This is a genomic window from Streptomyces macrosporus (assembly GCF_039533145.1).
Taxonomy (GTDB): domain Bacteria; phylum Actinomycetota; class Actinomycetes; order Streptomycetales; family Streptomycetaceae; genus Streptomyces; species Streptomyces macrosporus.
Window position 1 is genome coordinate 135661 of record NZ_BAAASZ010000026.1, and the last position, 25615, is coordinate 161275.

A 25615-nucleotide genomic window follows, 5' to 3' on the forward strand; every position below is an offset into this window, starting at 1 on the left:
ACGGGCGGATATCTTTATGGTTGAGAAACTTGACGACCAAGACTTTATATCGTGGGGGAGTGAGCGAATCGGACGACCCCACCAGCCTCCAGGCGTTCGCCGTGCTGCTGCGCCGCATGAACGGCGAGTTCAGTCGGATGGCACACGACTTCGCCCGGTCCCAGGGGCTCCACCCCACCGACGTGCAGGCCCTGGTGGAGATCCTGGACGGCGAGGAGGAGGGGCCCGTCACCCCCGGCCTGCTGCGCGAGCGGCTCCAGCTCACCTCCGGCGCGGTCACCGCGTGCCTGGACCGGCTGGAGCGCGCGGGCCACATCCGGCGCGTCCGGGACTCGGCCGACCGCAGGATCGTCCACCTCCACTACGCCCCTCGGGGCCGGGAGGTGGCCCGCGAGTACTTCCGTCCCCTCGCGCGGGCCACCGACGCCGTCCGGCAGCGGTTCAGCGACGCCGAGCTCCGCGTCGTCGTGCGGTTCCTGGCCGCCATGAACGCCTCAATGAGTTCCGCCATGAACGCCTCAATGAACGCCGCCACGAGCGAGGAGCCGGCCGCGCCGCGTCGCCCCGACGAGGCCCCGACCCGCCCCTGAACGACGGCCACCGGCGTCGTTCGGCGCCGATGGTGCCCGTCTTCCCGGTACCGGCCGCCGCCACTCCTGCCCCCGGGCCCTTCCCCACGCCCGTTTCCGCGGCCTCCGCCTCGGCCGCCGCGGCGATGTTGCGCGCCATGCCGCCGAACACCACGGCGTGGAACGGCGCGACGCCCCACCAGTACGCGTGGCCGGCCAACCCGCGGGGGTGGAACAGCGCGCGCTGCCGGTAGACCGTCCGCCCCGACGGATCGCGGTCCACCCTCAGCTCCAGCCAGGCCAGGCCGGGCAGCCGCATCTCCGCCCGCAGGCGCAGCAGCCGCCCCCGTTCGATCTCCTCCACACGCCAGAAGTCCAGCGAGTCCCCCGCCCGCAGCCGTGCCGCGTCCCGCCGTCCCCGGGCCAGCCCCACCCCGCCGACCAGCCGGTCCAGCCAACCCCGTGCCGCCCAGGCCAGAGGGAAGGAGTACCAGCCGTTCTCGCCGCCGATGCCCTCCACCACGCGCCACAGCGTCTCGGGCGGGGCGGCGACCACCCGCTCCCGTCGATCGGTGTAGAGGCTGCCGCCCGCCCAGCTCGGGTCGGTGGGCAGCGGATCGCTGGGGGCGCCGGGCACGGACGCGGAGGACCAGCGGGTGGCGACCTGCGCCTCCTTCACCCGCCGCAGGGCCAGGCGCAGCGCCTCCTCCAGGCTCAGCAGGCCGCCCGGCGGGTCCGGCACGTACCGCGCGATGTCGTGCTCGGCGCAGACCACCTCGTGCCGCAACGACTCCGCCAGCGGCCGGGCGAGCGCGGGGGGCACCGGGGTGACCAGGCCGATCCAGAGGCTGGACAGCCGGGGGGAGAGCACCGGCACCGGCAGGATGACGCGCCGGGGGAGCCCGGCCACCCGGGCGTAGAGCCGCATCATCCCGTGGTACGTCAGGACGTCCGGACCGCCGATGTCGAAGGTCCGGTTCACCGAGGGCGGCAGGGCGGCGCAGCCGACCAGGTAGCGCAGCACGTCGCGGACGGCGATCGGCTGGAGCCGGGTGCGCACCCAGCTCGGGGTGACCATCACCGGCAGCCGCTCGGTCAGGTGGCGCAGCATCTCGAACGACGCCGAGCCCGAGCCGATCACCACCGCCGCCCGCAGCACGGCCGTCGGCACGCCGGAGTCCAGCAGCAGACGGCCCACCTCGGCCCGGGAGCGCAGGTGGGGCGAGAGCCGCTCCTCGGGAACGCCGCGCGGGGTCAGTCCGCCGAGGTAGACGATCCGGCGCACCCCCGCCGCCCGGGCCCGCTCGCCGAAGATCCGGGCCGCCTCGCGGTCGGCCGCCTCGAAGTCGGGGCCGCCGCCGAGGGAGTGCACCAGGTAGTAGGCGACGTCCACGCCCTCCAGCGCCGCGCCCACCGAGTCGGCGTCCGACACGTCGCCGCGGACGGTCTCGACCTCCTCGGCCCAGGGGTGGTCGCGGAGCTTGCCGGGGGTGCGGGCCAGGCAGCGGACCGCGTACCCGGCCGCCAGCAGCTCGGGCACGAGCCGTCCGCCCAGGTAGCCGGTGGCCCCGGTGACCAGGCAGCGCGGCGGCCGGCCGGCGTGCGCGGCCGGCGTCCCGTCGCGGCTCTCGTGATCGCCCATACGGCCATGTTTGGCTCCGCCGGCACGCCCCGCAACCGGGCGACCGCGGATCGCGTACCGCCGCCGACCTCCCGGGACGGCGGTTGGTCCGTCCGGACGGACACGGCATACGATCCCATGCGTGTCCAAGCTGACCGACGTGTCCAAACGGATTCTGATCGGCAGTGCGCTGCGGAGCGACCGGCTCACCGAGACGCTCCTGCCCAAGCGCATCGCCCTGCCCGTCTTCGCCTCCGACCCCCTGTCGTCGGTCGCCTACGCTCCGGGCGAAGTCCTGATGGTGCTCTCCATCGCGGGATTCTCCGCCTACCACTACGGTCCGTGGATCACGCTGGCCATTGTCGTGCTCATGTTCACGGTGGTGGCGTCCTACCGGCAGAACGTCCACGCCTACCCCTCCGGCGGCGGCGACTACGAGGTCGTCACCGTCAACCTCGGCCCCCGCGCCGGACGCACCGTCGCCAGCGCCCTCCTCGTGGACTACGTGCTGACGGTGGCCGTGTCGGTCACCGCGGGCGTGGACAACCTCAGCTCGGCCGTGCCGTTCGTCGCCGAGAACAAGGTCGGGGTGGCCCTGGCGATCATCGCGCTGCTGACCATGATGAACCTGCGCGGCGTGCGCGAGTCCGGCACGATCTTCGCCATCCCCACCTACGTCTTCGTCGCCGGCGTCCTGATCATGATCGCCTGGGGCGCCTTCCGCTGGTTCGTCCTGGACGACACCATGAGGGCGCCCAGCGCCGACTACCAGGTCCTGGCCGAACAGAGCGACCTGGCCGGGTTCGCGCTGCTGTTCCTGCTGCTGCGGGCCTTCTCCTCCGGCTGCGCCGCCCTCACCGGCGTCGAGGCCATCAGCAACGGCGTCCCCGCCTTCCGCCGCCCCAAGAGCCGCAACGCCGCCACCACCCTGGCCCTCATGGGCGGCCTGGCCGTCACCATGTTCTGCGGCATCATCGCCCTGGCCCTGGCCACGAACGTGAAGATGTCCGAGACCCCGGCCCGGGACATCCTCATCGACGGCGTTCCCGCCGGCCCCGACTACCACCAGGACCCGGTCATCGCCCAGGTCTCCGCCGCCGTCTTCGGCGACGGCTCGCCGCCGTTCCTGCTGCTGGCCGCGGCCACCGCGCTGGTGCTGTTCCTGGCCGCCAACACCGCCTACAACGGCTTCCCCGTCCTCGGCTCGATCCTCGCCCAGGACCGCCTCATGCCCCGCCAGCTCCACACCCGCGGCGACCGGCTGGCGTTCTCCAACGGCATCGTGCTGCTCGCCGTCGCCGCGGGCGCCCTGGTCTACGCCTACGACGCGGACTCCACCCGGCTGATCCAGCTCTACATCGTCGGCGTCTTCGTCTCCTTCACCTTCAGCCAGGTCGGCATGGTCCGGCACTGGAACCGCCGGCTGGCCGACGAGGCCGACCCCGCCGCCCGCCGCCGGATGATGCGCTCGCGCGCCATCAACGCCTTCGGCGCCTTCTTCACCGGACTGGTCCTGGTCGTGGTGCTGGTCACCAAGTTCGGCCACGGCGCCTGGGTCGCCCTCCTCGGCATGGCGTTCTTCTACGCGCTGATGACCGGCATCCGACGGCACTACGACCAGGTGGCCGAGGAACTGGCACTGGCGGAGGACGAGGGCCGCGACGAGATGACCCGCCCCTCGCGGGTCCACTCCATCGTCCTCGTCTCCAAGATCCACAAGCCGACGCTGCGGGCCATCGCCTACGCCAAGCTGGTGCGCTCCGACGTCCTGGAGGCCCTCAGCGTCAACGTCGACCCCGAGGAGACCCGCGCCCTGCGCGCGGAGTGGAACCGGCGCGGCATCGACGTCCCCCTCAAGACCCTCGACTCGCCCTACCGCGAGGTCACCCGGCCCGTCGTGGAGTACGTCAAGAGCCTGCGCCGCAGCAGCCCGCGCGACGTGATCAGCGTCTACATCCCCGAGTACGTCGTCGGCCGCTGGTACGAGCAGTTGCTGCACAACCAGAGCGCCCTGCGCCTGAAGGGACGCCTGCTGTTCACCCCCGGCGTGATGGTGACCTCCGTGCCCTACCAGCTGGAGTCCTCCGAACGCGCCCGCCTGCGCGCCCGCCGGCGCGCGGAGTGGAGCGCGCCCGGCGCGGTGCGGCGCGGCCCGGTCGGCTCGACGGACCGGCACGAACCGTAGCCGGCGGGGCACTCCCGCGCGGGCGGTAGGCTGGACGACTGCCGTCCTTGGCGCACCCCACTTTCTGGAGCGACACCCCATGTCCCCCGCAACACCCCCTGCCACGCCCTCCACCGCGCGGTCCGAAGCACGGTCCGACGCTCGGTCCGGAGCACGGTCCGGCGCCGACGAGACCGCCGCCCCCGCGTCGCTGGTCGGCCGGGAGTACGAGGTCGAGGTCGGCCCCGTCGCGCACGGCGGCCACTGCGTCGCCCGCACCGAGGAGGGCCGGGTCCTGTTCGTCCGCCACGCCCTGCCCGGCGAGCGGGTCGTGGCGCGGGTGACCGAGGGCCGGGAGGACTCCCGTTTCCTGCGCGCCGACGCCGTGGAGATCCTCGACGCCTCCAAGGACCGCGTCGAGGCCCCCTGTCCCTTCGCCGGCCCCGGCCTGTGCGGCGGCTGCGACTGGCAGCACGCCGCCCCCGGAGCCCAGCGCCGGCTGAAGGCGTCCGTCATCGCCGAACAGCTGCAGCGGCTGGCCGGCCTGACGGCCGAGGACGTCGGCTGGGACGGCACCGTCGAGCCCGCCCCCGGCGACAAGGTCCCCAAGGGCGAGGTGCCCGCCTGGCGCACCCGCGTGCAGTACGCCGTCGACGACGACGGGCGGATCGGCCTGCGCCGCCACCGCTCCCACGAGGTCCAGCCGATCGACCGCTGTTTGATCGCCGCGCCCGGCGTGAGCGAACTGGGCGTCGAGAAGCGCGCCTGGCCGCAGACCGCCGCCGTCGAGGCCGTCGCCGCCACCGGCTCCAACGACCGTCAGGTCCTGGTCACCCCCCGCCCCGGCGGACGGCTGCCCCTGGTGGAGCTGGACCGCCCGGTGTCGGTGATGCGGGTGGAGGAGCCCCGCGGCCGGAACGGCGAGCGCGGTGTCCACCGCGTCCACGGCCGCCCCTACGTCCGCGAACGCGCCGCCGACCGCACCTGGCGGATCAGCGCGGGCGGCTTCTGGCAGGTCCACCCCAAGGCCGCCGACCTCCTGGTGCAGGCCGTGATGACCGGCCTCACCCCGCACAAGGGCGACATGGCGCTCGACCTGTACTGCGGCGCGGGCCTCTTCGCCGGAGCCCTGGCCGAACGCGTCGGACCCAAGGGCGCGGTGCTCGGCATCGAGGCCTCCAAGCGCGCCGTGGAGGACGCCCGCCACAACCTCGCCGACCTCGACCGGGTCCGCGTCGAGCGCGGCACGGTCGAGAAGGTCCTGCCGCGCACCGGCATCACCGAGGCCGACATCGTCGTCCTGGACCCGCCCCGCTCCGGTGCCGGGCGGAAGACGGTCGAGCAGGTGGCCGCCCTCGGACCGCGCCGCATCGCCTACGTCGCCTGCGACCCGGCGGCCCTCGCCCGCGACCTGGCCTACTTCGGCGCGGCGGGCTACGTCCCCCACTTCATGCGGGCCTTCGACCTGTTCCCGATGACCCACCACGTGGAGTGCGTCGCGATCCTCAAGCCGGCGGAGAAGAAGTCCTGACCTGTGGTTTCCGGCAGGTGGCGGTCTCCGCGGGCCTGTGACGCCGTTCCGACCGGGGGCACGCAAGGCCCGTGCCCCCGGGAAACCGCCGGTCGCGCCACCGAGGACGCGCCGACCGGCGCGGTCCGTCGATGCATTGACATGTTCGCTGCAATAAAAGATGCTGTGAAAGCGCTCTCATCGATGTGACACGGCGTGGAAACGCAGGTGCTCAACGGTCAGGCTCGCCCCCGCAGCCCCCTCCGACGCGGTCCTGGCCGGACGCCGTCCCCGTGCCGCCTTCCTCGTCGGCCCGGCGTCGAAGCGGAGGCCGACCAGGGAACGGGACCATGAGACTCTCTCGCCGTCTTTCCGGCGCGGCGGCCTTCGTGCTGTCCGGCGTCCTCGCCGCCGTGATGTCCCTGACGTCCGCCGAGCCTGCCCGGGCGGGACAGACCGGTCTGCGGGCCGCGGACCCGAGCGTCATCCGGGTCGGCGGCACCTACATCGCGGTGCAGTCGACCGGCGGCGGCATCGCCGTGCGGCAGGCCGCGTCGACGGCCGGTCTGGCCTCGGCTCCGGCCCGGCAGGTCTGGTCGGACACCCGCGACCTCGGTGAGGTCTGGGCCCCCGAGATCGTCAGGGACGGCGGCCGCTACTACATCTACTTCTCGGCCGGCCGCGGACCGGCCCACCGGATGTACGTGATCAGCTCCGCCAGTCCGGACAGCGGATACACCGCCGAGACGAAGCTGGCCCTGCCCGACGACAAGTGGGCCATCGACGGGACCCTGTTCACCTTCAACGGGCAGCGCTGGTTCGTCTGGTCGGGCTGGGCCGGCGACACCAACGTCGAGCAGAACCTCTACATCGCCCGGATGAGCAGCCCCACCACACCGACCGGCGCGCGGTACGTCATCTCGCAGCCGCGGGAGAGCTGGGAGCGGGTGGTCGGCCATCCGTTCATCAACGAGGCACCCGAGGCGATCAAGGACCCGAACGGGCAGTTGCACATCGTGTACTCGGCCAACGGCAGCTGGAGCGACCAGTACTGTCTGGCCGACCTGAGGCTGCGGGCCGGCGGCGACCCGACGTACGTGTGGGACTGGTACAAGTCGAACGGCTGCCTGTTCGGCTCCAACCGCGCGACCATGATGCGCGGTTGGGACCCGACGCTGTACGTCGACGGCCCCGGCCACCACAGCTTCGTCCTGCTCGACGGCGACATCAACACGAGCCCGCCCGCCGGACCGACGTTCCCCCTGATGTTCCACGCGGTTCCGAAGGGAACGCCGTACGCGTGGGAGAACCGGTACTGGTACACCGGCACGTTCTGCTGGTGGGGCAACACCACCTACAGCCGCGCCAACGTCCCCGGTCCGAACACCGACACGGGCTGGGGTCTGAAGTTCTTCGAGTAGCGGTGACGGGCGCCGCGACCCGGCCGTGCGAGCGGTGTCCGCGCCGGAGACCCCCGGCGGCCGGTCACGGGGGTGCCCCGGCGCACATCCGCCGGGATACGGACTCGACCTCCGCGAGCAGCCCGGCGGGCGGCCGGTCGAGGTCCGGGCCGGTCACGTTGGAACCACGCACCAGCCGGGCACGGTTGGGACCCCACCAGGCATGGTCGAGATAGTCGGCCAGCGGGTGCCCGTCGGGGCTCGTCCAGTCCGTCCATCCGTTGGCGCTGCGCCCCTCGAGGATCTCGGCCGCGGCCGACGGGGAGTCGCACTCGACGTCTCGAACGGTCTCCAACCATCCCTGCCACCGCTCCGACTCGCGGATCACCCCCTCCGCGACCAGTTGCCGCCTCAGCCGGTACGAGGACGGCTTCCGGGAGGCGAACGAGGGCGGCCTCCTCGCGTCGGGCCGGGGAACCGGCCGGCACCACGAATCCCTGGCTCCCGTTCGTCCCCTTCTCCCTCGGCAGTCGCCCTCTGGCCTCCGGTCCGCCGTTCGGCAGGCGCAGCCGAAACTCCGGATATCCGTCGGCCATGGGGAAAGCCCCTTCGCACCACTGGACCGATCCCGCTCGCAGCGTACCGGGAGCCGCCGACGGACCCTCCCCGGGCGGTCCGGGCGACGGTGACGAGAGTGTGACGTTCTCGGGGGCCTCCGCGGACCCCTGTGTGGCACAGTGTTCGAATGTCCACATGCGAACTCGCATGCGAACGGGGGGAGTTGGGGCATGGGCTACGTGTTGCCCGACGGCGCGGACGCGATGCTCGACATCATCGGCGTCGGCTGGCCCAACGTCGACGAGGACGCCTACCGCGACATGGCGACCGAGCTGCGGAACTTCGCCGACGACGTGGACGAGGACGCCGGTGCGGCCCACAAGGGCGTGGAGCGGCTGATCTCCTCCGGGGAGAGCGAGGCGTTGGACGCCCTCTCCCGCTACTGGGGCAAGGTCAAGGGCAAGCACCTGAAGGACCTCGCGGACGCGGCGCGGATCTTCGCGGGCGCACTGGACGCCGCCGCCGGCCTGGTCGAGGGCCGCAAGGCGGTCGCGGTGGGCGAACTCGTCGCCTTGGCCGCCTCCATCGGCATCGGCCTGGCCGCCGCCCCGTTCACCGCCGGCCTGTCCACCCTGCTGAGCGCCGGCGCGATCCAGGCGTGCCGGATCGCGGTGAAGCGGGCCCTGAAGGAGGCCGCGGACCTGGCGGTGGAGCAGATCGTCACCGCCATGTCCGAACCGGCGGTGGCCGCGCTGGAGAGCATGGCCGCCGAACTGGTGGTCCAGCTCGCCGCGAACGGGCTCGGCGTCCAGGACGGCGTCGACATGGACAAGGTGGGCGACGCCGGCAAGGAGGGACTGAAGGACGGCCTGACCCTCGCCTCCGCCGACGGTGTGCCGCACCTGGGCGGGCTGATCGGCACGCTCGACATCGACCCCGACGAGCACGACCGCGCCGCGACCAAGCTCAACGGCGTCAGCACCTCGATGAAGGGCCGTACCTCGGGCAGACTGTCCACCGCCCGTGGCCACCAGAACCGCACCCGCGGCAAGGACGACCTCGCCAACCTCGTCAACGAGGTCGCCGACCGGGGCATGGACGCCCTGGAGAAGGCCACCAAACAGCTCGGCGACCACCTCGGCGGCGCGCTCCCCAAGGGCGTGCGGAACATCTCCACCGCCCACACCACCAACGACAAGAACACCAAGGACAGGTTCGACGCCCTCACCACCCCCGACACCACCGACGGCCGGAAGGGCGGCGGCCCGGGCGGAGGCGGCCCGAACGACCCGCCCAACGGCGGAGGCGGAGGCGACGACGGTCGGCCCGAGCGCCGCCCCATGAACCCGCAGCCGGGCTGGCACGGACGTACCGCGGGCAACATGCGGCACCATCGCCGCGACGCCCTCCAAGTGGATCACCTGGACGAAACGCAGCGGCTCCGCCTCCTCGAAACCGAGGCCAGGGAACTGGCGGACAACGCCCGGGACACCAGGGGGCAGCAGCCGACGGGCCGGGACAGGCTCACGCAGGGGTGCTCGGGAGTGCTTCTGCACAATGACGTGGTCACCCCGCACACCAGCATGCAGGGCAAGGGGCCGCAGAAGGATCCCATGCGGCATGCCGTCGTCGACGACATCATGGCGGACATCGAGCGACGCGACGCGAACGGTGAACTGGTCAAAGGGCGAGGGCACGGAAAATGCGCCGAGGTGGCCCTGATCTCGGACCGGCTGTACCAGCTGGACCCGACCGGCCAGTCGATCCGCACGGTGGACGACGCGCGGCGTGCGCTGGAGGGCAGCGTCATGCATACCGTGGCCATCGGCGACATGCGTGCTCCCGATGGGAGCATCACCGAACACGGATCGTTCCTGCCTCCGTGCAGGAGTTGCGAGCCGATGTTGGAGGCGCTGAACATTACTGTTCACGGGCGAAAGCCGTAACGACACGAGGGTGGAGATGAAGCCCCAGGCATCCCGAGAGGCGATCGAGGACTGGCTGCGCGCGGGCGGCTGGTTTCCGGAGAGGGACGAGGCGGCCGAGGCGGACCGCCTCATCCGGTGGCGCGTGGACGACTCCACACGCCAGGGGTTCCCCCTGGAGCCGTTCGAGCAGGCGGTGCGTTTCCTGCGCGAGTTCGTGCTGCTCGAATTCCCCGTTCCCTTGGCTCCGGAGAGGAAGTTCGTCGCCAACCCGGCCGTGGGGTACGAGGGCGACGCGGAACGGATCGCGGAACTCGCCGGCGATCTGGGGCAGAAGCTCTTCCCCGTGGGGTACGAGACCGTCGAGAACGGGCTGGTGCTCGTCGACGAACTCGGCCGGTTCTTCTATCTGCACTTCACGGGGCCGTACTTCCTGGGCGCCGACCGGACGCAGGCGCTGTCGAGTCTCATGACCGGTGACCAGGGCCCGGCGGAGGACCACTATGTCTAGACGAATCCCCGGTGTCGCCTCCTCTCTCCTGGTACAGGGCACCGTCGTCAGCCAGACGAATCTGTCCGGGGACGGGAAGCCGAATCTGCACCCGGCGGTGCGGGAGTTCTTCGACTCGCTCCCCGTCGAGTCGCGGGAGCCGTTCATCGGGTACTGCGCCGAATCCGCGCTGATCTCGGATCAAATGTGGCTTTTGGATGAGAAACGCGACGACGGGCGGTGGACCGGCCTCGACGAAGCGCGCCCGCATTTCGCTCAATCGGCGATCGTCTCCAAGAGGATTCGCGAGCACGGAGATCCCGAGCACGGTCTGCCCGCGCCCGTGTGCCGGTCCTGCACAGCGCTGCTGAATCGGCTCGGTGTGAGAATCCTGGGCGGATGAACACCGAACGCCGAGTGCTGCTCGCCGCAGGATGGAGACCCGGCCGTGACGCCGGCACGGAGGCGATGCTCCGCATCACGGAGACCGTCGGCATCGTGTCCCCGGTGGTCGGCTCCGAGGGCGATCCGGCACAGTGGCGTGTCTTCCCCGCGGCGGAGCGGGCCCTCCGGGAATTCCATGGACTGCGCATACCGCCCACCGGACCGGGGAGGGACTGTGTGGCCACGGGAGCCGTCATCGATCCTGCCCTGGCCCGGCACGCCCACCGCACGTTCGGTGAACTGTCGGAGGCGATCGGCGTACGGCTCTTCCCCTTCGGCCGCACGGACGGCGACTCGCTGCTCGCCGTGGACGAGACGAGCCGTCTCTTCGCCGTCGACCACGGCGGATGGTGGCTGCTGGGCGACTCGCCGGCGGCCGGGCTCGAATCGCTGGCGCGGGGGCACGCACCGACCCGGCTGGAGGGTCGCCGGTGGCAGTGGCGCCTTCCCCAGGGCGGGGACGGACCGGTGGGCGACGCGCTGCGGGCGGCGATGGTCGCCGTCTACGTCCTGCACCACCACGGCGTCCACAGTGCCAGGGCGCTGCGCGTCCTGGTCACGACGCTGCGCGGCTTCGGGGCCGTGGCGTTCGACGAGCGGTTCGACCTGCACTCCGCCTCACTGGAGGAGAACGCCGGCCTCCTGGCCCGGGAGGTGTCCGCAGCCCTGGAGAAGGCCGGTGCCGTCCTGCACGGTGCGGAACTCACCGTCTCGGTGCTCCCCCCGCCGGACACGGCCATGCCGTTGGCGTCGGTCGACTGCCGGGTCTCCGTGGACGGCTCGGCACCCGCCGCGCCTCTCGCCCTTGTCCTGGCCGCCGGTCCCGGAGCGTCCGTCGGCCCGGCCGGGGAGTCGGTGACGGCCGCCGCCCGCGCTCTCGACGCCCACGCCTCCGGTGCGCGGTGACCACGACCGGCCGTGCCACGGCGTGGTGGCGACCGTCACCGGCCCGGCCGGCTCGGCCGCCCCTCACCGTCGCCGCCGAGGGCTGGACGGAGAACGGACGGGATTTCGCGGCACGGAAAGAATCGGAAATGGAGCACCGGAGAGTCGAATGGCACCACGACCACGCCGAGGAACCGGTCGTGCTCTACAGCGAGCTCGGTGCCGACAGGTACGAGACGCGAAAGGTCCAGAGGTACCGCGACGGCCGTCTCCTGAGGGCCGACGCCGAACACGAGACGGGGGAGATCGGGCTCGGCGAGATTCCGCTGGGGCCCATCGAGGATGTGGCGGCGCAAGCGGAGTTCTCCGCGTCTCTGATTTCTCGGGACGAGTTCGAAGAGGTCTGGCGGGAGGCCCGGTGGTCGAAAAAGCGCGGAGCGACACGTCCGTGAGGTGACCACGCTGTGGTCACCTCACGGACGGATCATCCCGGACGCACCCGCGCCGGTGACGCCCCGTCGCCCGGGCCGGGGGTGGAGGGAGCCGGAGCAGAACGCGGGGAGGACGACCGGATGCGACCGTGGGGACGGTCGGGAGGGGGCGGTGGGGATGACGGACCTGACGGGCCGGGGAGCAGGAGCGTCCGGCACGTGGGGGCCGATGCTGTCCGTCGGTTTCGGCCTGCTCCTTGTGCTGGTCTCCGCGGGACTGTTCGCCGCCGTGCCGGGCGAGTTGGCGGACATCCGCGCGTACGCCGCCGCGCCCGCCTGCCCGGCCGGCACGCGAGCGGACACGTGCGCGACGAGGGTCCCGGCGATCGTCGAGGACACGGAGAGGGAGCCCGATGGCAGAGGCGCCCGGTACTGGCTCCTCCTCACCGAACAGGGCTCGGACACCGTGCTGCGGGTGCACATGGACGGGTCGGAGCCGGTGTACGACACCGTGCGCGCCGGCGACGAGGTGACGCTGGTGTACTGGCGGGGCGACGTCCGCACCGTGGAGTTCGGCGCCGTCACCCAGGAGACCCGTGCGTCACCGGCCGGCGACTGGCGGCTTCCCCTGGGCCTCGGTCTCCTGCTGCTGCCCTTCGGGATCGGTGCGCTGTCGACCGGTTGGTGGTACCGCTACCGCTACTCCTCCACAGCGCCGTCCTACCCGTGGGGGCTTGCCGTGCTCTGGGGGACGGCCGGCATCGTGGGCTGCGTGGGCTTCTTCGCCGGTTCGGCGGACAGCGTGCCGGACACGCTCCTGATCACGGCGGCCGGTGTGCCCCCCGCCGCGGGGCTGGGCTGCCTGCTGGCCTGGTGGCTGCGGCGGCGTATGAAGAAGGCCGAGGACACCGGCGACATCGTCGCGATTCCCGTCAAGGGGAAGCGGTGCCTGCGCGCGACCGTGTACGGGGACGTCCCCTACAGCGTGGACGGCTTCGGCCACCTGGTGGTGGGGGACGGGCGTCCGGCGGCCACACCGGACCCCACCGGGGTCGTCGCCCGCAGGGAGCTTCCGGAGACGCTGACCGTGGAGCGCGTCCGGGCGTTCCGGCCCGACGATCCCCAACACTGGGCGCCGGCCTACGAGTACGACGGCGTCGCCATCGAATGCCGCGACGGCGACCGAACGGTCCTCATCGCCACCGGGCGGCGCGACGCTCCCCTGATCCTGGGCGCACTGACCGACGCACCCACCATCCGGACCGGCCCCGGAGCCGAGTAGACCGCCCCGGACCCGGACGGATGCCGTCACGAGTGCCGTGACGGAGGGGCGAACTCGGCCCAGACCGTCTTGCCGCTGGGCGGGTACGGCTCGGTGCCCCAGCGGTCGGCGAGCGCGTCCACCAGAAGCAGCCCACGACCGGACTCGTCGTCCGGGTCCGGCGCCGGGTTGGGGTCGGGCGCCTTGTCGCCCCGGGTGTCGGTGACCTCGACCAGGAGGACGCCCGTCACGCCGTCGAGGGCGAGGGCGATTCGGAAGTCGCGGCCCCGCACGCGTCCGTGCAGCGCGGCGTTCGCGGCCAACTCCGCCACGACCTGCTCGGCGCGCTCGGCCACGGACGGCGACAGGGGCCAGGCGCGGAGCTGCCCGGCGGCGAGCAGCCGGGCGAGCCGTGCCCCACGGCGCGTGGAGGACAGCTGCTGGGCGAACGTGCGGACGCTGCTGGTCTCTTGGGGTGTTGCCAGGTGCATGCGACCACGGTGGCGGACGCCGGATGCTCCTCGCCGGCGGCGAGCCCCGTACCGCGCGTCAGCGTACGGAGACGCCGAGTGGGCCACTCGGCCGGCTCGGTGACGACGCCGCCGAAGGCGGCCCGGCACCGGGCCGCGCCCGCCAGGATGGGGCGGGTGACCACCACCGCAGACCTCTGGCACCACTACGGTCGCATCCGCGCCGAGCGCGACCGCGTCGTCCCCGAGACCTTCCACTGGATCTGGAGCCAGGACGGCGGCCCCGGCCCGGAACTCCTGGGCGACCTCTCCGGGCGGATCGTCTGCGATCTCGGTGCCGGGGCCGCCCGGCACGCCGCACACCTCGCGACCCGTCACGCACCCGCCCGGGTCGTCGCCGCCGACGGCATCGCCAGACACGTGGTCGGAGCCGTCATCACCGACGCGGAGGGTCGCGTCCTGCTGCTGCACCGCCCCGCCGACGACCACCTCGGCGGGCTGTGGGAGCTGCCCAGCGGCGGTGTCGACGACGGCGAGACGCTCGTCGAGGCCCTGCGCCGCGAGGTGGGGGAGGAGACCGGCCTGGAGGTCACCGCCGTCGGCGCCTACCTCGGTCACTTCGACTACCGCTCCAGGAGCGGCCGGCCCACCCGGCAGTTCACCTTCACCGCAGCCACCACCGGCGGGCCCGTCGTGCCCACCGAGCACGACGCGTACGCGTGGGCCGACCGTGCCGAGCAGGAGAGGGTGAGCGACGAGGTCCGGGGCATCCTGGCCGCCTGGTGGGACCGGGCCGCCTGACGCGCCCACCGTCTCGTTCCGCACCGGGGCGCGTTCCTCAGGGCCCGGCCTCCTCGTGCGTCCTCCGCAGTTCTCTCAGGCTCTCGGCCCCGCGCTCGGCAGCCGCGCGGTAGCCGAGGTCGAGGGCCATCGTGGCGCGCCCGTAGAGGTAGAAGGCGTCCTCACGCGTGCGCGGGGCCGGCGTCCGCATCCCGCGCAGCGCGAGGAAGTTCACCTCCAGGGCGAGTTCGGTCCTCGACATCCAGTCGCGGGCCCTGGAGGACAGCTCGTCGCGCAGGACGTCCTTGAGGAAGTCGCGCACTTGGCGGTCGGCCTCGTCGGGCCGGGGCTCGTCGGGGCGGTGGGGGTGGTCCGCCAGTTCCTCGGCCCACTCGGTCAGCGTCTCGACGATTCCCTCGACCGCCTCCAGGTCCGCGGGGTCGGCGGCGAACACCCGCGCCCCCAGCTCCCTGGCCTCCCGCGCACGCTCCTCGCCGTCGGCGCACGCCGCGACGAACGCGGACAGCACGCTGCCCTGCCGGAGCAGTTCGGCGAACCGCCACGCCCGTTCCCTGTCCATCCCCACCCCGTCTCGCTTCCGGCACCCGTCTCGGCCGGCGCGGCACGCTACCGGACACCGCAGCGGCGGCGCGGCCCGTACGGGGAGTCAGAGTACGGACACTCTGGGTGGACGGTGTGTAGGTCATTCGGTCACGCTGGGTGAGTTCGGTCGCGGGGAGGCCGCGTACAGCACAGCACCGGGAGGGGCCGCACATGACCATGGACGACGCCTGCGCCACGACGGGCGGGGACGTGGGGCGGGAGCCCGACGCGTCGGACAGTCTGCGCACCTTCGGGGCCGTCGTCCAGGCCCTGCGCGAGCACGCCGGACTCAGCCGCGCGGACCTCGGGGAGCGGGTGCGGTACTCCAAACACACCGTGGAATCGGTGGAGTTGGGCCGCCGGATGCCCGACGAGTCGTTCGTGGAACTGGCCGAGGAGGCCCTGGGCAACACCGGCGCCCTGCGGAAGGCCGCCAAGTACCTGACGCGCGGTGAACCGGGCCTGGCGGCATGGTTCCGGCGCTGGGCCCACCTGGAGCGGCTGGCGGTGAGCCTGTGCACGTACGAGTGCAGGCTGGTGCCGGGGCTGTTGCAGTCGGAGGGGTACGCGCGCGCCGTGTTCGGCAACAGCATCCCGCTGCTGACGGACGAGCAGATGGAGGCTCAGGTCACGGCCCGTCTCGATCGACAGAAGATGCTGTACGAGCGCCCGGACGTACCGTTCGGCTTCATCGTCGAGGAGTCCGTGTTCCGGCGGAAGCTCGGTGGTGCGGAGGTCATGCGGGGTCTCTACGACCACGTACTGGACCTCACCGCACGGCGCAACGTGATGCTGCAAGTCGTACCGATGGATATCGAGTTCCATGCCTGCTTGGACGGCCCGGTGCAGTTGCTGGAGACTCCCGACGGACGACGTCTGGGCTACTCCGAGGGGCAGCAGAACGGACGGTTGATCGCCGACCCGAAAGAGGTGCGCCTCCTCCACCAGCGCTATGACACACTGCGCTCGCAGGCTCTGAACCCCAAGGACTCGCGGGGCCTGCTGGAGCGGATGCGAGGAGAGCTGTGAACACGACGGAACTCGCCTGGTTCAAGTCCAGTTACAGCGGCACCCAGGGTGACAGCTGCGTGGAGGTCGCCGTCACCGAACAGGCCGTCCACGTGCGGGACTCCAAGGACGTGACCCGTCCGGCCTTCGCGGTCGACCGCGAAGGCTGGGGCCGGTTCGTGCGGTACGTGGCGGGGGAGTAACCGGGGCACCCCCAACAGAAGAAGCGGTCACGCGGTGGGCAGGATCCACGGGATCCTGCCCACCGCGTGTGTCGAGGCGTCAGCCGTGCGCCGGACACCGCGCCGAGCGCCCCGGTCGGCTTCTCGGCCATCTCCTCGTAGTCGTCGTTGGAGAACAGGTACAGCGCGATCAACAGGTGGATCACCAACTGGGAGAGGAACTCGCGGACTCGCTCCTCCCGACAACCGAGGGCTTCGATCACCTCGTCCAGTACGTCGCGTGGCACCAACGACGCCAACACCCTCGGCGAATCGGATCCGTCAGGTGGCCCCGGAACCGTCGCAGCCTCCATCAAAATGCACGGAGGTTGCCTACCAACTCCCGCCCCTTCAAATGGCATTGACACGGTGTCAATGACTCCCGAACCCGACGAGATCCCGAATGAACCGGCGTCGGGACTCGGGAGCGGGGAGACGCTCGAAGGTCCCCTCGGCTGTCCGGTGGATGCTGTCGATGCCGTAGTGGTGCAGAAAGCCGAGCGCGTTCGATGCCAACGGCTCTGGAAAGAGGGCGGAAAGCCGGTCGACCGGCGCGGGGGCGTAGCGCGCGTAGTCGAGCAGCTGCGCAAGCGCGGCACGTACGTGGGGCCGTTCGGCACGACTCTTGGCCTCGATCAGTTCGCGACCGTCGGGACCGTCGAGGTACAGGTCGCAGATTCCGGCCGCTGTGGCGAAACGATTGACCTGTACTTCAGTGAGTGTGTCGCGGTAAGCGTTCACCAACTCCGCCTCGGTGCGGTTGAACAGGAGCCGGCGTGCGGATTGCTCAACGGTAACGGTGCGAGTGTGCTGTTGCTCCACCTGCATCATGCGCACATCGCCGGGCGACGGCATCGCACCGGCCCTCTCGAGTGCGGTGCGTGTGGTGATGAGCAGTCCATTGATACCCGCTGCTGCTCGCTCTCCCGAAAGCACCAATTGACCGGGGTATTTGAAGTTGGGCTTGTACCCGAGGAGAGCATTCAGCATTGTGTAGGGGAGCTCAGTGGTTTGGAACTCCCGCAGGCTGTATACCGTGTGCCAACTCTCACCCCCCTGCTGGGGTGGCCACAGTGCGTCCGCGAACTTGCGGTTGCGGAAGATCACCCCGACTTCGCCGATGGCTCGGACGTGATTCCTGCCGGTGAAGAGGACCACATCCCCGGTGGCGACGGCCGCCATCTTGCTGTCGTGTCCTGGTGTGGCACCCCAGAACCGGGAGCGCCCTTCCGGATGCAAGGCCAAAAGCTGCCGATACTGGCTCTTGGTCAGGTGACGACTGTATTTCTCGTCGGCGAACGGGACGCTTTGCTCAAGCGTGTCCTTCCAGTGCTGCCGAGACTCCGCACCGCCGTAGGACGGCGAAATCAGCAGGCGGGGCGCAGTGGCGATCGGGTGGGCGCCCTGAGGACGCCGCACTTCGAAGCCGAGCTGCATCAGTACACGGATCACGCTCGCGTACTCGTCGGTGAGCGTGTCCTGGGGGAGGAGTTGGCCGGACGCATACCGATGGGCGACAGTGACGATCGCGTCGAGTCCATACCGTCGTCCCCCGTGTACGAGCAACGAGCTGTGTGCGGACTCGAAGCCGTAGCGAAGGAGGAACGATTCCTCACCGAGGTCGTCGTGCTCCTCCATCGCCTTGAGTACGCTCTCGCGAGTGACATCAGCAAGCCCCATTGCCCGATCGTATGATCATCAGGATTGGCGTACGGGCGAGTTGAAGACAACTATTCGGTAACGCGGATCGGTTGGCAGCGACTGACCCGCGACAGCGGAACAGGAACGGGGACGGCCCGGCGTCGCCTTCTCGTCGACCGGTGCACACATCCGCAGCTTCGACCACGAGCCGGGGCGTGGTGGCGGTCCGGTCCAGGAGGGTGGCTCCGCGGACGAGGGCGTCGCCGTACCTGTTCGGGAACTCGGTGGTAGTCGCGCCCGTCAACTCCTCGCGGCGAGGGGCCACGGCACCCGGAGGCCGTGATCCCCGGCCGTGGCCCCCGTGCGGGACCGTCGCGGAGCGCGGTCGGCGGCGGTCCCGGACGGTCAGCGGACCTCGATCACCGGGGAGAAGGCCGCGCACTTCGGAGCCCCCTGGCAGCTCACCGCCGAGCGCACCGGGACGTCGGGCGCGGGACGCAGCCACGGGCCGTAGACCGTGCCGTGTCCGGCGATGCCGCCGGACTGCGCCACCACGCGGAACTCGAAGTCCCCGGCGCTGGCCGGGCACTCGGCGTAGGCGACGGTGCCGCCGACCACCCCGGTCGTGCAGTCGACGGGACCGGTCGCCGCCGAGGACGCCGGTGCCACACCGGTGACCGCCGTCAGCGACAGCGCGCCGATGGACACCGCGGCCCGCAGAGTGCGCCTCATGTGTTCTCCCCCTTCGCTCGTTCCCCGTCGGGACCACTCCGCTCGACAGCGTGCGGACCGCCGGCGCGGTGGGGAAGCGCCCGGGCGGTCTCCGGCCGGAAAGCGCACCCGGAACCGTGTCGAACTCGCCGTTCGACACGGCCGCACCCGGCGGTCCCGGGGGAAGGAGGGGCCGGACGCAGCTTCTCCGGGACCCTGTCGTTCACACGTGCGGGTGGTTGACACCGTAACGGTCTTGTGCAACTTGACCGTGGCGGCTTCGATCGGCCGGGAGGGGGCGGGGACGAGCGGCCCCGACCGCCGCTCGGCAGTGTCACGGCACGGGGGAGGAGGGCTGTGGAGCCGTTGCAGCCAGGGGATCCGGAACGGGTGGGCGACCACCGACTGCTGGCCCGGCTGGGCGCGGGCGGGATGGGCGTCGTCTACCTCGGGCGGTCGCCCGGCGGCCGGGCGGTCGCGGTCAAGGTCGTACGGGAACGGTTCGCCGGCGACGCCGTCTACCGCGCCCGGTTCCGGCGCGAGGTGGCCGCCGCCCGCAGGGTGACCGGCACGTTCACCGCGCCGGTTTTGGACGCCGATCCGGAGGCCGCCGCACCGTGGCTGGTCACCGCGTACCTGCCGGGGCCGACGCTGTGGGAGGCGGTCGACGCCTTCGGGAGTCTCCCGCCGACCGCGGTGCGCGTGCTGGCCGCGGCCCTGGCCGAGGCGCTCGCCGACATCCACCGGGCCGGCCTGGCGCACCGCGATCTGAAACCGGGGAACATCGTGCTCACCGCCGGCGGCCCCCGAGTGATCGACTTCGGCATCACCCGGCCGGAGGACGCCACCGCGATCACCCGGGTCGGCTCCGTCGTCGGCACCCCGGGGTTCATGGCCCCGGAACAGCTCTCCGGCGGCGCGACCGGACCGGCCGGCGACGTCTTCTCGCTCGGCGCGGTCCTGGTGTTCGCGGCGACCGGGGAGGCACCGTTCGGCGCCGCGGAGGTCGTGCCGCGCCGGGCACGGGCGGAACTCGACGGCGTCACGGACCCCGACCTGCGCGCACTCGTCGCGGCCTGCCTGAGCCGGGAACCCCGGCGGCGGCCGACGGCGGCCGACCTGCTGGAGCGGCTGGGCGACGGGACGGTGTCGGTGCAGGGCACCGGATGGCTGCCGGCCCCCCTCGCACAGGAGATCGACCGCCGCACCGCGCGGGCCCGGCACCTCCCCGACCCCCCGGCGGACCGTCCGGTGCCGGCGCTCTCGGGTCCTGCGGCGGCGGACCCCGCGCTGATGGGCGAGGCGACCGTGGATCCGGCCGCGGCGGCCCCGCCCGACGGCACCGGCCCGGAAGGGAGGGGGGAGGACACCGCGCCGACCGGCTCCCGAGGACCGACCCGGCGACGAGTGATCGCCGCCGGTGCCGCCGCGCTCGCGGCGGCCGGCGGAGCGGTGGCGCTGTGGAGGGGGCGAGGACCGGACCGGGCGGTGGCGAAGGACGCGTCCGGGCCCTCGCGTCCGCCCTCGCGCGCACCGAGCACGCCACCCGCGCCGGCGCGGGCCGTCCCGCGGTGGAAGGTGCGGGTGGGCGACTACTACCCGGACCTGTTCGCCGCGGGCGGGCTCGTGCTCGCCAGGAGCGAGGAGGACCTCCGCGCCCTGGACCCACGGACCGGGAAGGTCCGCTGGACGCGCTCCACGGCCCTCGACGGCACGTCCATCGCCCGCTCCCACGGTGGCCCCGCCGCCGGCGACGCGACCGCCGGCGACACGGCGTACGTGGCCGACTCCCGGAACGGGAAGTGGCGGCTGTCGGCGGTCCACGCCGCCTCCGGCGCCACCCGGTGGACGTACCGACTGCCGTTCGGCGAACTGCCGTTGTGGACGGTGGCCACCGGACCGGTGGTCTGCTTCGGCCACGGTCGGATCAGGGCGTTGGGCGCGGCCGACGGACAGCCGCGCTGGACCGCCGACGTGGGCGCGGAGGGCGGTCTCGCCGCCGTCGACGGCACCGTGGCGGCGGTGAACGACGCCGAGCTGGTCGGTCTGGACGCCGACAGCGGACGGACCGGCTGGACCTACCGGCTCGACCAGGGACTTCCCCCGCGCACCGGCAACGGACTGGTCTTCCTCTGCGACCGCCACGGCACCCTCCACGCGGTGCGCGCGGACAGCGGGGAAGGCGTCTGGAGGAGATCGGTCGGCGGCGTCAACTTCGGGTCCGGGCTCCAGCCGGGGGACGGAATGCTGTACGTCGGCGGAGGCGGCGGCGACGTCCTGGCCCTGGAGGCCGAGACCGGCGAGATCGTCTGGTCGCGCCGCCTGGGGCGGAACGAGGGCGCCCCGTACGGCCACTCCAACGCGCTCGGCCTGTCCGGCGACACGCTGTACGTCGGCTGCACCGACCGGACGGCGTACGCCCTGGACGCGGCCGACGGACGCGTTCTGTGGACCCATCCGGCGGACGTGACGCTCACCTCCGGGCCGGTGGCCGCCGCCGGGCTGGTGTTCGTCGGCACCAGGGACGGACACGTCCAGGCCCTCGAAGCGCCGAACGGAGGCCCGCGTGCGGGCACTTGAGCACAGCGACCCCCGTACGGTCGGGCGGTACCGGCTCCTGGCGCGCATCGGCGCCGGTGGCATGGCGGTGATCTACCTGGGACGGTCCGCGGGCGGTCGGGCGGTGGCGGTCAAGGTGGTGCACGCCGAGTTCGCCCGTGATCCGGAGTTCCGGGACCGCTTCCGGCGCGAGGTGGCGGCCACCGGGGCGGTCGGCGGACTGTACGGTCCGTCCCTCCTCGACGCGGACCCCGACGCCGAGAACCCCTGGCTGGCGACCGAGTTCCTGCCGTCGGTGTCGCTGCGCGAGGCGGTGGGCGACGTCGGCGCGCTGCCCGCCGACGCGGTGTGGCCACTGGCCGCCGGTCTCGCCGAGGCGCTCGCCTCGATCCACCGCGCGGGCGTCGTGCACCTGGACCTGAAGCCGGCGAACGTGCTGCTCACCGCCGACGGGCCGAGGGTGATCGACTTCGGCATCGCCGACCGGGTGCGCGAGGGCCCGGTCGTCCCGCGCGGGGTCCCGGCCGGTTCCCCGGGATTCATGTCGCCGGAGCAGGCGGCCGGCGCCGAGGTCGGCACGCCGAGCGACGTGTTCTCCTTCGGGGCGACCCTGGCCTACGCCTGCACCGGCACCCGGCCGGGCGGCGAGGGGACGGTCCGGGTCGCCGGGATCGCCGACGGCGCGCTGCGCGGAATGATCGAGGACTGCCTCCGCTCCGACCCCGCGGCCCGCCCGACCGTGCCCGACCTGATCGACCGACTGGCCCCCGTGACGCGGCACCACCCGCCGTCCGGCACCGCCTGGCTGCCTCCGGCCGTGGTGGCCGAGATCGACCGGCGGGCCGCCGAGGCGGAGAACCCGCCCACCGCCCCGGCCGCCGTCCCGTCCACCGTGCCGGTCGGGCGGGTGCCGTCCGGCCGGCGCCCGGTGAACCGGCGGACGCTGCTGGCCTGGGGCGGTGCCGTCGCGGCGACCGGGGCCGCCGGCGTGGCGGCGCTGCTCCCGGACGGCACCCGGCCGGAGGCGGGAGGAGGCCGGCCGGAGCCGAGCACCACGGCCACCCCGGCCCCGGCGGCGTCGTCGGCCACCCCCACACCGGCGGCGGAGACCCGGACTCTGGAATTTCTCTTCCGGGGGAACGTCGCGCTCACCTCGCTGACCTACACCGTGAACGGCCGGTCCACCACGCTGGAAGACGTGGAGCTGCCCTGGCGGAGGACGATCGAGATCCCTCCTCTGCCGCGGCTCGGCGAATGGCGGATCGCCTACCGCCATCCGCCGGGCGAGGTCGACTACCGCGTCCTGGTGGACGGGTTCCAGGTCGCGAGCGGAGGAGGCGCCGGCACGCACGAACCCGGCAAGGGAGAGGCGGACGGTGCCCACTGAACCGGGACCCCTCCCGAGCGTGGACGGCTAGCGTGACGACGGTGGACGCGTGAGAGGGGACACACCATGACGATGTCGGTATCCGGACCGTCGAGCAAGGTCAACCTCCTGCCGAAGGAGACCGGCAGCCTCGCCCGCGGGCTTCCGCCGGCCCGGCCGGACACGCTGTTCGTCCTGGGCGCCAACGGCGGCATGAGCGTCGCGCCGGACGCCCGGCTGTCGCTGATGTTCGGGCGCAACGAACCCGACGTCCACGTCTGCGTCGGCGCGGACGATCCGCACGTCAGCCGGCGGCACGGATACATCACGCGCGAGTACTCGCGCTGGGTGCTGGGCAACACCGGCCGCCTGCCCATCCGGCTGCCCGGGTCGAGGCTGCTGCTCGGCGGGGACCGGACGGAACTGCCGACGGGGTACACACCGCTGTTCATCGTCGCCCCGCGCCAGGAACACCTCCTGGAGGTGCGGATCGCCGTCCCCGAGCCGGCGCCGAACCCCGGCGACCGGCACGAGGCCGAGACGCGCGAGCGCGGCACGTGGCCGCTGAGCCCCGTCGAGAAGCTGGTACTGGTCTGTCTCGGCCAGAGGTACCTGCGGAACGAACCGCGGCCGCAACCGTTGACGTGGGACCAGGTCGCCGCCGAACTGGGCGAGTTGCGGCCGGGGGAACGCTGGAGCCGGCGCCGGGCCGCCCACATCGTCACCAAGGTGCGCAAGCGGCTCGGCACGACGGTCCCCGGACTCCTGGAGGAGGAGGTCCCGCCGCCGGTGGGCAACACGCTCAACCACAACCTGATCATGGAACTGCTGGTCACCACGACGCTCCGGACGTCGGACCTCCTCCTGCTGGAGGAGTGACCGCGGGGGTGGGGGCGGCCCGGCCACCCCCACCCCCGCGTCACCCCACGACCAGGCCGAGTTCGACGAACGTGCTCCGGCACCAGGCCATCGCCGAGTCGAAGGTCGCCCACCGCTCGTCGGCCGGCTCCAGGTACGGGAGGACACAGGCGCCCTCGACGCCGTCGGGCAGGTCCTCCGGATGGCAGGTGTAGGGCGCGCTGCCGTAGGCGTTGTTCCTCAGCAGGCGGGCCAACGGCTCGGGGGCGCTGTCCCACACGGCCAGCCAGAGGCGGCGGAGCATGGCCGGATGGGCCAGGGAGAAGACCAGACGTCCCAGGTCCAAGGGCTCCGCCGCCGAGACCACCCTGGCCACCGCGGCACAGCGGCCCTCGTCCAGACGCGCGCAGAACCCCGACCAGATCTCCACACTGTGGCCCGCCGTGACGATCGCCGAGCACAGCGCGGCCAGGGCCAGCCCCCGGTTGCGGACGAACGCGTGCGGGGTGGTGTTGACGTAGGCCGCCGGAACCAGGAACGTCACCACCCGGCCCCGGGTGGAGATCCGCTGCGGCACGGCGTCGACCATGCACTCCGGTTCGCCGGCCAGGTACGCGCCGACGTCGACCTCGCTGCCGGTGACGTCCCGAGTGGGCACCAGGGACGTGGTCAGGACCTCGTCCCGGACGTGCTCGCGCAGCGCGGCGACGCTCACATCGGCCTCGGGGACCACCTGGGTCCAGCCGTCGGTGGCCAGCCGCAGCGCCTCCTCCCACCCCGCCCCGGCCCACTCGGTGCTCGCGTGGCGGCCGTCGCCGTCCGGGATGCTGTCCGGGGCGCGGGCCCGGTCGACGAACTCCTGCCAGGACCACAGGGGAGGCAGCCGGTACGCGGTCGGCGGTCGCGCGGTCACGCGTCGATCCCCAGCGCCGAGCGGTGCGCCTCGGACATGCCGCGGACCAGCCGCCACCGGATCGCCTGCTCCACGGTGGCCCCGGCCTCCAGGAGCCTGGCCGCGTCGATGCCGGCACGCGGCGAGAACATCACCGGCAGCCGCTTCTCCGCCGCCGCGGCCCGCAACCGCCGCACCTCGTCGAGGACGCGCCGCGCCTCCTCCCGCCGGGACGGCGCGTGGGCCAGGACGAGACGCTCCTCCAGCCGTTCGTCGACCGGCACGTCGACGACGACGAAACGGTCCAGGGTCGCCGCGTCCAGGGCCTGACGGCCGACGTACTGCCGGTCGCCGCCCGTTCCGTAGGTGTTGGCCGTGGCGACCAGGCGGAAGTCGGGGTGCGCGGTGACCATGCCGTCGGCGAAGGCGCAGACCCGGATGGCCAGGGCCTGGTTGAGCTCGGCCAGCAGCCCCGGATGCCCGCTGTCCAGCTCGTCCAGCAGCATCAGCCCGCCGTGCTCGAAGGCCCGGCGGAAGGGGGTGTCGTGGTAGTGGCCGTGCGCGTCGTAGTAGCCGAAGATCTTGCTCATCGGGGTCGTCGGCCCCAGCGAGAGCGCCTGGAACTCCAGCCCGAGCGCCTCGGCCGCCTGCTTGGCCAACATGGACTTGCCGGTGCCGGCCGGCCCCACCAGCAACACGTGGCAGCGGGCCTTGAGCACCGTCAGCACATCCGGCAGCACCCGATGAGTGTGGCCCTCCACCCGGATCGGCTCGGCGTCGGACACGTTCACCTGGACGACCGGCGGCACCAGATCGGCGAAGACCTTCTCCACCTCGTCGCGCACGGACTCCAGGAACGACGGTTTGACGTCCTCCAGCGTCTTCCGCGCACTGACGGCCGCCACCTCGGACGCGCACGCCTCCGCGATCGCGCGCACCCGCTCCCCGTCCACGCGGTGGTTCGCGAGCCGCTCCTCGACCGTCTCGCGCGCCACGGCCGCCACGGTCCGCTGGGCCGCGCGGCTGATCGCCGTCCTGGAGGAGGCGAGCCACACGACCTCCTTGGCCGTCTCCCGCGCGATCCGCCGCACTTCCTCACGGGTGCTCTCACGCATGCCCGCAGTCCCCCGTCTCCTCGACGAACACCATGGCGACCCATTGTGGGAAGGGAGTTCGGGACCCCTCCCGAACCGTGGGCGAGGAAGAGAGGAGCGGGCGTGACGCTCCGCCGGAGGCGATGCGGGCGCC

Annotated in this window: 23 protein-coding genes and 2 pseudogenes; 16 read left to right on the forward strand and 9 right to left on the reverse strand. The window is 72.5% G+C overall.

Going from position 1 to position 25615, the window contains the following annotated elements; all coding sequences use genetic code 11:
- Positions 1-116 precede the first annotated feature (116 nt).
- A pseudogene (locus tag ABD335_RS17650) lies at positions 117-503 on the forward strand (MarR family winged helix-turn-helix transcriptional regulator); the annotation flags it as partial.
- Here the strand turns inward: ABD335_RS17650 and ABD335_RS17655 are convergent.
- Complete coding sequence (locus ABD335_RS17655; RefSeq protein ID WP_344323990.1) at positions 442-2211, reverse strand: SDR family oxidoreductase; 1770 nt, start codon at positions 2209-2211, stop codon at positions 442-444. The pseudogene ABD335_RS17650 and the gene ABD335_RS17655 overlap by 62 nt on opposite strands.
- 121 nt (positions 2212-2332) lie before the next feature.
- Here ABD335_RS17655 and ABD335_RS17660 point away from each other — a divergent pair, with 121 nt between their 5' ends.
- The 3 genes from ABD335_RS17660 (at position 2333) to ABD335_RS17670 (ending at position 7285) form a co-directional block, all read left to right on the forward strand.
- A complete protein-coding gene (locus ABD335_RS17660) occupies positions 2333-4375 on the forward strand; it encodes an APC family permease (RefSeq protein ID WP_344323992.1) in 2043 nt (680 codons plus the stop codon).
- 79 nt (positions 4376-4454) lie between these two features.
- Positions 4455-5885, forward strand: coding sequence for a class I SAM-dependent RNA methyltransferase (locus ABD335_RS17665; RefSeq protein WP_344323993.1), 1431 nt, complete (start codon positions 4455-4457; stop codon positions 5883-5885).
- 329 nt (positions 5886-6214) lie between these two features.
- Complete coding sequence (locus ABD335_RS17670; protein WP_344323996.1) at positions 6215-7285, forward strand: glycoside hydrolase family 43 protein; 1071 nt, start codon at positions 6215-6217, stop codon at positions 7283-7285.
- A 64-nt stretch (positions 7286-7349) separates the two neighbouring features.
- On the opposite strand, the gene ABD335_RS17675 is transcribed toward ABD335_RS17670, so the two are convergent.
- On the reverse strand, positions 7350-7619 hold the full coding sequence (locus ABD335_RS17675; protein ID WP_344323998.1) for a DUF4357 domain-containing protein: 270 nt from the start codon (positions 7617-7619) through the stop codon (positions 7350-7352).
- Positions 7620-8052: 433 nt separating this feature from the next.
- Between ABD335_RS17675 and ABD335_RS17680 the strand changes: the two genes are divergently transcribed.
- The 6 genes from ABD335_RS17680 (at position 8053) to ABD335_RS17705 (ending at position 13279) form a co-directional block, all read left to right on the forward strand.
- Entirely contained in the window at positions 8053-9768 is a 1716-nt protein-coding gene (locus ABD335_RS17680; protein WP_344324000.1) for a YwqJ-related putative deaminase, read from the forward strand.
- Between the two features lie 16 nt (positions 9769-9784).
- Positions 9785-10258 carry an SUKH-3 domain-containing protein gene (locus ABD335_RS17685; protein ID WP_344324002.1) on the forward strand — a complete coding sequence of 158 codons (474 nt, stop codon included), beginning with the start codon at positions 9785-9787 and terminating at the stop codon, positions 10256-10258.
- On the forward strand, positions 10251-10640 hold the full coding sequence (locus ABD335_RS17690; protein WP_344324004.1) for a YwqJ-related putative deaminase: 390 nt from the start codon (positions 10251-10253) through the stop codon (positions 10638-10640). Before ABD335_RS17685 ends, ABD335_RS17690 begins: the two co-directional genes overlap by 8 nt.
- Positions 10637-11587, forward strand: a complete 951-nt coding sequence (locus ABD335_RS17695; RefSeq protein WP_344324006.1) for an SUKH-3 domain-containing protein — start codon at positions 10637-10639, stop codon at positions 11585-11587. The genes ABD335_RS17690 and ABD335_RS17695 overlap by 4 nt, the downstream gene beginning before the upstream one ends.
- 128 nt (positions 11588-11715) lie before the next feature.
- Positions 11716-12018, forward strand: coding sequence for a DUF6881 domain-containing protein (locus ABD335_RS17700; RefSeq protein ID WP_344324009.1), 303 nt, complete (start codon positions 11716-11718; stop codon positions 12016-12018).
- 157 nt (positions 12019-12175) lie between these two features.
- The gene (locus ABD335_RS17705; RefSeq protein ID WP_344324011.1) at positions 12176-13279 is read left to right on the forward strand and encodes a hypothetical protein; all 1104 of its coding nucleotides are present in this window, start codon (positions 12176-12178) and stop codon (positions 13277-13279) included.
- 26 nt (positions 13280-13305) lie between these two features.
- On the opposite strand, the gene ABD335_RS17710 is transcribed toward ABD335_RS17705, so the two are convergent.
- Positions 13306-13749 (reverse strand): ATP-binding protein, encoded by a 444-nt coding sequence (locus ABD335_RS17710; protein ID WP_344324014.1) that lies wholly within the window; start codon positions 13747-13749, stop codon positions 13306-13308.
- 156 nt (positions 13750-13905) lie between these two features.
- Here ABD335_RS17710 and ABD335_RS17715 point away from each other — a divergent pair, with 156 nt between their 5' ends.
- Positions 13906-14529 carry an NUDIX hydrolase gene (locus tag ABD335_RS17715; protein WP_344324016.1) on the forward strand — a complete coding sequence of 208 codons (624 nt, stop codon included), beginning with the start codon at positions 13906-13908 and terminating at the stop codon, positions 14527-14529.
- Positions 14530-14566: 37 nt separating this feature from the next.
- On the opposite strand, the gene ABD335_RS17720 is transcribed toward ABD335_RS17715, so the two are convergent.
- On the reverse strand, positions 14567-15088 hold the full coding sequence (locus ABD335_RS17720; RefSeq protein WP_344324019.1) for a hypothetical protein: 522 nt from the start codon (positions 15086-15088) through the stop codon (positions 14567-14569).
- Positions 15089-15282: 194 nt separating this feature from the next.
- Between ABD335_RS17720 and ABD335_RS17725 the strand changes: the two genes are divergently transcribed.
- Both ABD335_RS17725 and ABD335_RS17730 read left to right on the forward strand, forming a co-directional pair.
- Entirely contained in the window at positions 15283-16140 is an 858-nt protein-coding gene (locus ABD335_RS17725; protein WP_344324021.1) for a helix-turn-helix domain-containing protein, read from the forward strand.
- Positions 16137-16322: a DUF397 domain-containing protein gene (locus ABD335_RS17730; RefSeq protein ID WP_344324023.1), complete on the forward strand. Its 186-nt coding sequence runs from the start codon at positions 16137-16139 to the stop codon at positions 16320-16322. The genes ABD335_RS17725 and ABD335_RS17730 overlap by 4 nt, the downstream gene beginning before the upstream one ends.
- A 128-nt stretch (positions 16323-16450) precedes the next feature.
- On the opposite strand, the pseudogene ABD335_RS30830 reads toward ABD335_RS17730, so the two are convergent.
- The 3 genes and pseudogenes from ABD335_RS30830 to ABD335_RS17740 all read right to left on the reverse strand — a co-directional run.
- Positions 16451-16702: pseudogene (locus tag ABD335_RS30830) on the reverse strand (transposase domain-containing protein); the annotation flags it as partial.
- Positions 16703-16712: 10 nt separating this feature from the next.
- Positions 16713-18020, reverse strand: coding sequence for a ScoMcrA-related endonuclease (locus tag ABD335_RS17735; RefSeq protein WP_344324025.1), 1308 nt, complete (start codon positions 18018-18020; stop codon positions 16713-16715).
- Positions 18021-18386: 366 nt separating this feature from the next.
- Positions 18387-18713 carry a hypothetical protein gene (locus ABD335_RS17740; protein WP_344324026.1) on the reverse strand — a complete coding sequence of 109 codons (327 nt, stop codon included), beginning with the start codon at positions 18711-18713 and terminating at the stop codon, positions 18387-18389.
- A 369-nt stretch (positions 18714-19082) separates the two neighbouring features.
- Between ABD335_RS17740 and ABD335_RS17745 the strand changes: the two genes are divergently transcribed.
- From ABD335_RS17745 to ABD335_RS17755, 3 genes are all read left to right on the forward strand, one after another.
- Complete coding sequence (locus ABD335_RS17745) at positions 19083-21272, forward strand: outer membrane protein assembly factor BamB family protein (protein WP_344324028.1); 2190 nt, start codon at positions 19083-19085, stop codon at positions 21270-21272.
- Positions 21259-22638, forward strand: coding sequence for a serine/threonine-protein kinase (locus tag ABD335_RS17750; protein ID WP_344324029.1), 1380 nt, complete (start codon positions 21259-21261; stop codon positions 22636-22638). The genes ABD335_RS17745 and ABD335_RS17750 overlap by 14 nt, the downstream gene beginning before the upstream one ends.
- 66 nt (positions 22639-22704) lie before the next feature.
- Positions 22705-23496: an FHA domain-containing protein gene (locus ABD335_RS17755; protein WP_344324030.1), complete on the forward strand. Its 792-nt coding sequence runs from the start codon at positions 22705-22707 to the stop codon at positions 23494-23496.
- A gap of 40 nt (positions 23497-23536) precedes the next feature.
- Here the strand turns inward: ABD335_RS17755 and ABD335_RS17760 are convergent, their stop codons facing one another.
- Both ABD335_RS17760 and ABD335_RS17765 read right to left on the reverse strand, forming a co-directional pair.
- Positions 23537-24388 carry a DUF7192 family protein gene (locus tag ABD335_RS17760; protein ID WP_344324031.1) on the reverse strand — a complete coding sequence of 284 codons (852 nt, stop codon included), beginning with the start codon at positions 24386-24388 and terminating at the stop codon, positions 23537-23539.
- Positions 24385-25482 (reverse strand): AAA family ATPase, encoded by a 1098-nt coding sequence (locus ABD335_RS17765; RefSeq protein WP_344324032.1) that lies wholly within the window; start codon positions 25480-25482, stop codon positions 24385-24387. The genes ABD335_RS17760 and ABD335_RS17765 overlap by 4 nt, the downstream gene beginning before the upstream one ends.
- Between the last annotated feature and the right edge of the window lie 133 nt (positions 25483-25615).

Bases quoted from the DNA above. Each gene is read 5' to 3' on its own strand.
- ABD335_RS17655 (WP_344323990.1), bottom strand. From the start codon at position 2,211: ATGGGCGATCACGAGAGCCGCGACGGGACGCCGGCCGCGCACGCCGGC.
- ABD335_RS17665 (WP_344323993.1), top strand. From the start codon at position 4,455: ATGTCCCCCGCAACACCCCCTGCCACGCCCTCCACCGCGCGGTCCGAA.
- ABD335_RS17670 (WP_344323996.1), top strand. From the start codon at position 6,215: ATGAGACTCTCTCGCCGTCTTTCCGGCGCGGCGGCCTTCGTGCTGTCC.
- ABD335_RS17680 (WP_344324000.1), top strand. From the start codon at position 8,053: ATGGGCTACGTGTTGCCCGACGGCGCGGACGCGATGCTCGACATCATC.
- ABD335_RS17685 (WP_344324002.1), top strand. From the start codon at position 9,785: ATGAAGCCCCAGGCATCCCGAGAGGCGATCGAGGACTGGCTGCGCGCG.
- ABD335_RS17690 (WP_344324004.1), top strand. From the start codon at position 10,251: ATGTCTAGACGAATCCCCGGTGTCGCCTCCTCTCTCCTGGTACAGGGC.
- ABD335_RS17695 (WP_344324006.1), top strand. From the start codon at position 10,637: ATGAACACCGAACGCCGAGTGCTGCTCGCCGCAGGATGGAGACCCGGC.
- ABD335_RS17700 (WP_344324009.1), top strand. From the start codon at position 11,716: ATGGAGCACCGGAGAGTCGAATGGCACCACGACCACGCCGAGGAACCG.
- ABD335_RS17705 (WP_344324011.1), top strand. From the start codon at position 12,176: ATGACGGACCTGACGGGCCGGGGAGCAGGAGCGTCCGGCACGTGGGGG.
- ABD335_RS17710 (WP_344324014.1), bottom strand. From the start codon at position 13,749: ATGCACCTGGCAACACCCCAAGAGACCAGCAGCGTCCGCACGTTCGCC.
- ABD335_RS17720 (WP_344324019.1), bottom strand. From the start codon at position 15,088: ATGGACAGGGAACGGGCGTGGCGGTTCGCCGAACTGCTCCGGCAGGGC.
- ABD335_RS17725 (WP_344324021.1), top strand. From the start codon at position 15,283: ATGACCATGGACGACGCCTGCGCCACGACGGGCGGGGACGTGGGGCGG.
- ABD335_RS17735 (WP_344324025.1), bottom strand. From the start codon at position 18,020: ATGGGGCTTGCTGATGTCACTCGCGAGAGCGTACTCAAGGCGATGGAG.
- ABD335_RS17740 (WP_344324026.1), bottom strand. From the start codon at position 18,713: ATGAGGCGCACTCTGCGGGCCGCGGTGTCCATCGGCGCGCTGTCGCTG.
- ABD335_RS17755 (WP_344324030.1), top strand. From the start codon at position 22,705: ATGACGATGTCGGTATCCGGACCGTCGAGCAAGGTCAACCTCCTGCCG.
- ABD335_RS17765 (WP_344324032.1), bottom strand. From the start codon at position 25,482: ATGCGTGAGAGCACCCGTGAGGAAGTGCGGCGGATCGCGCGGGAGACG.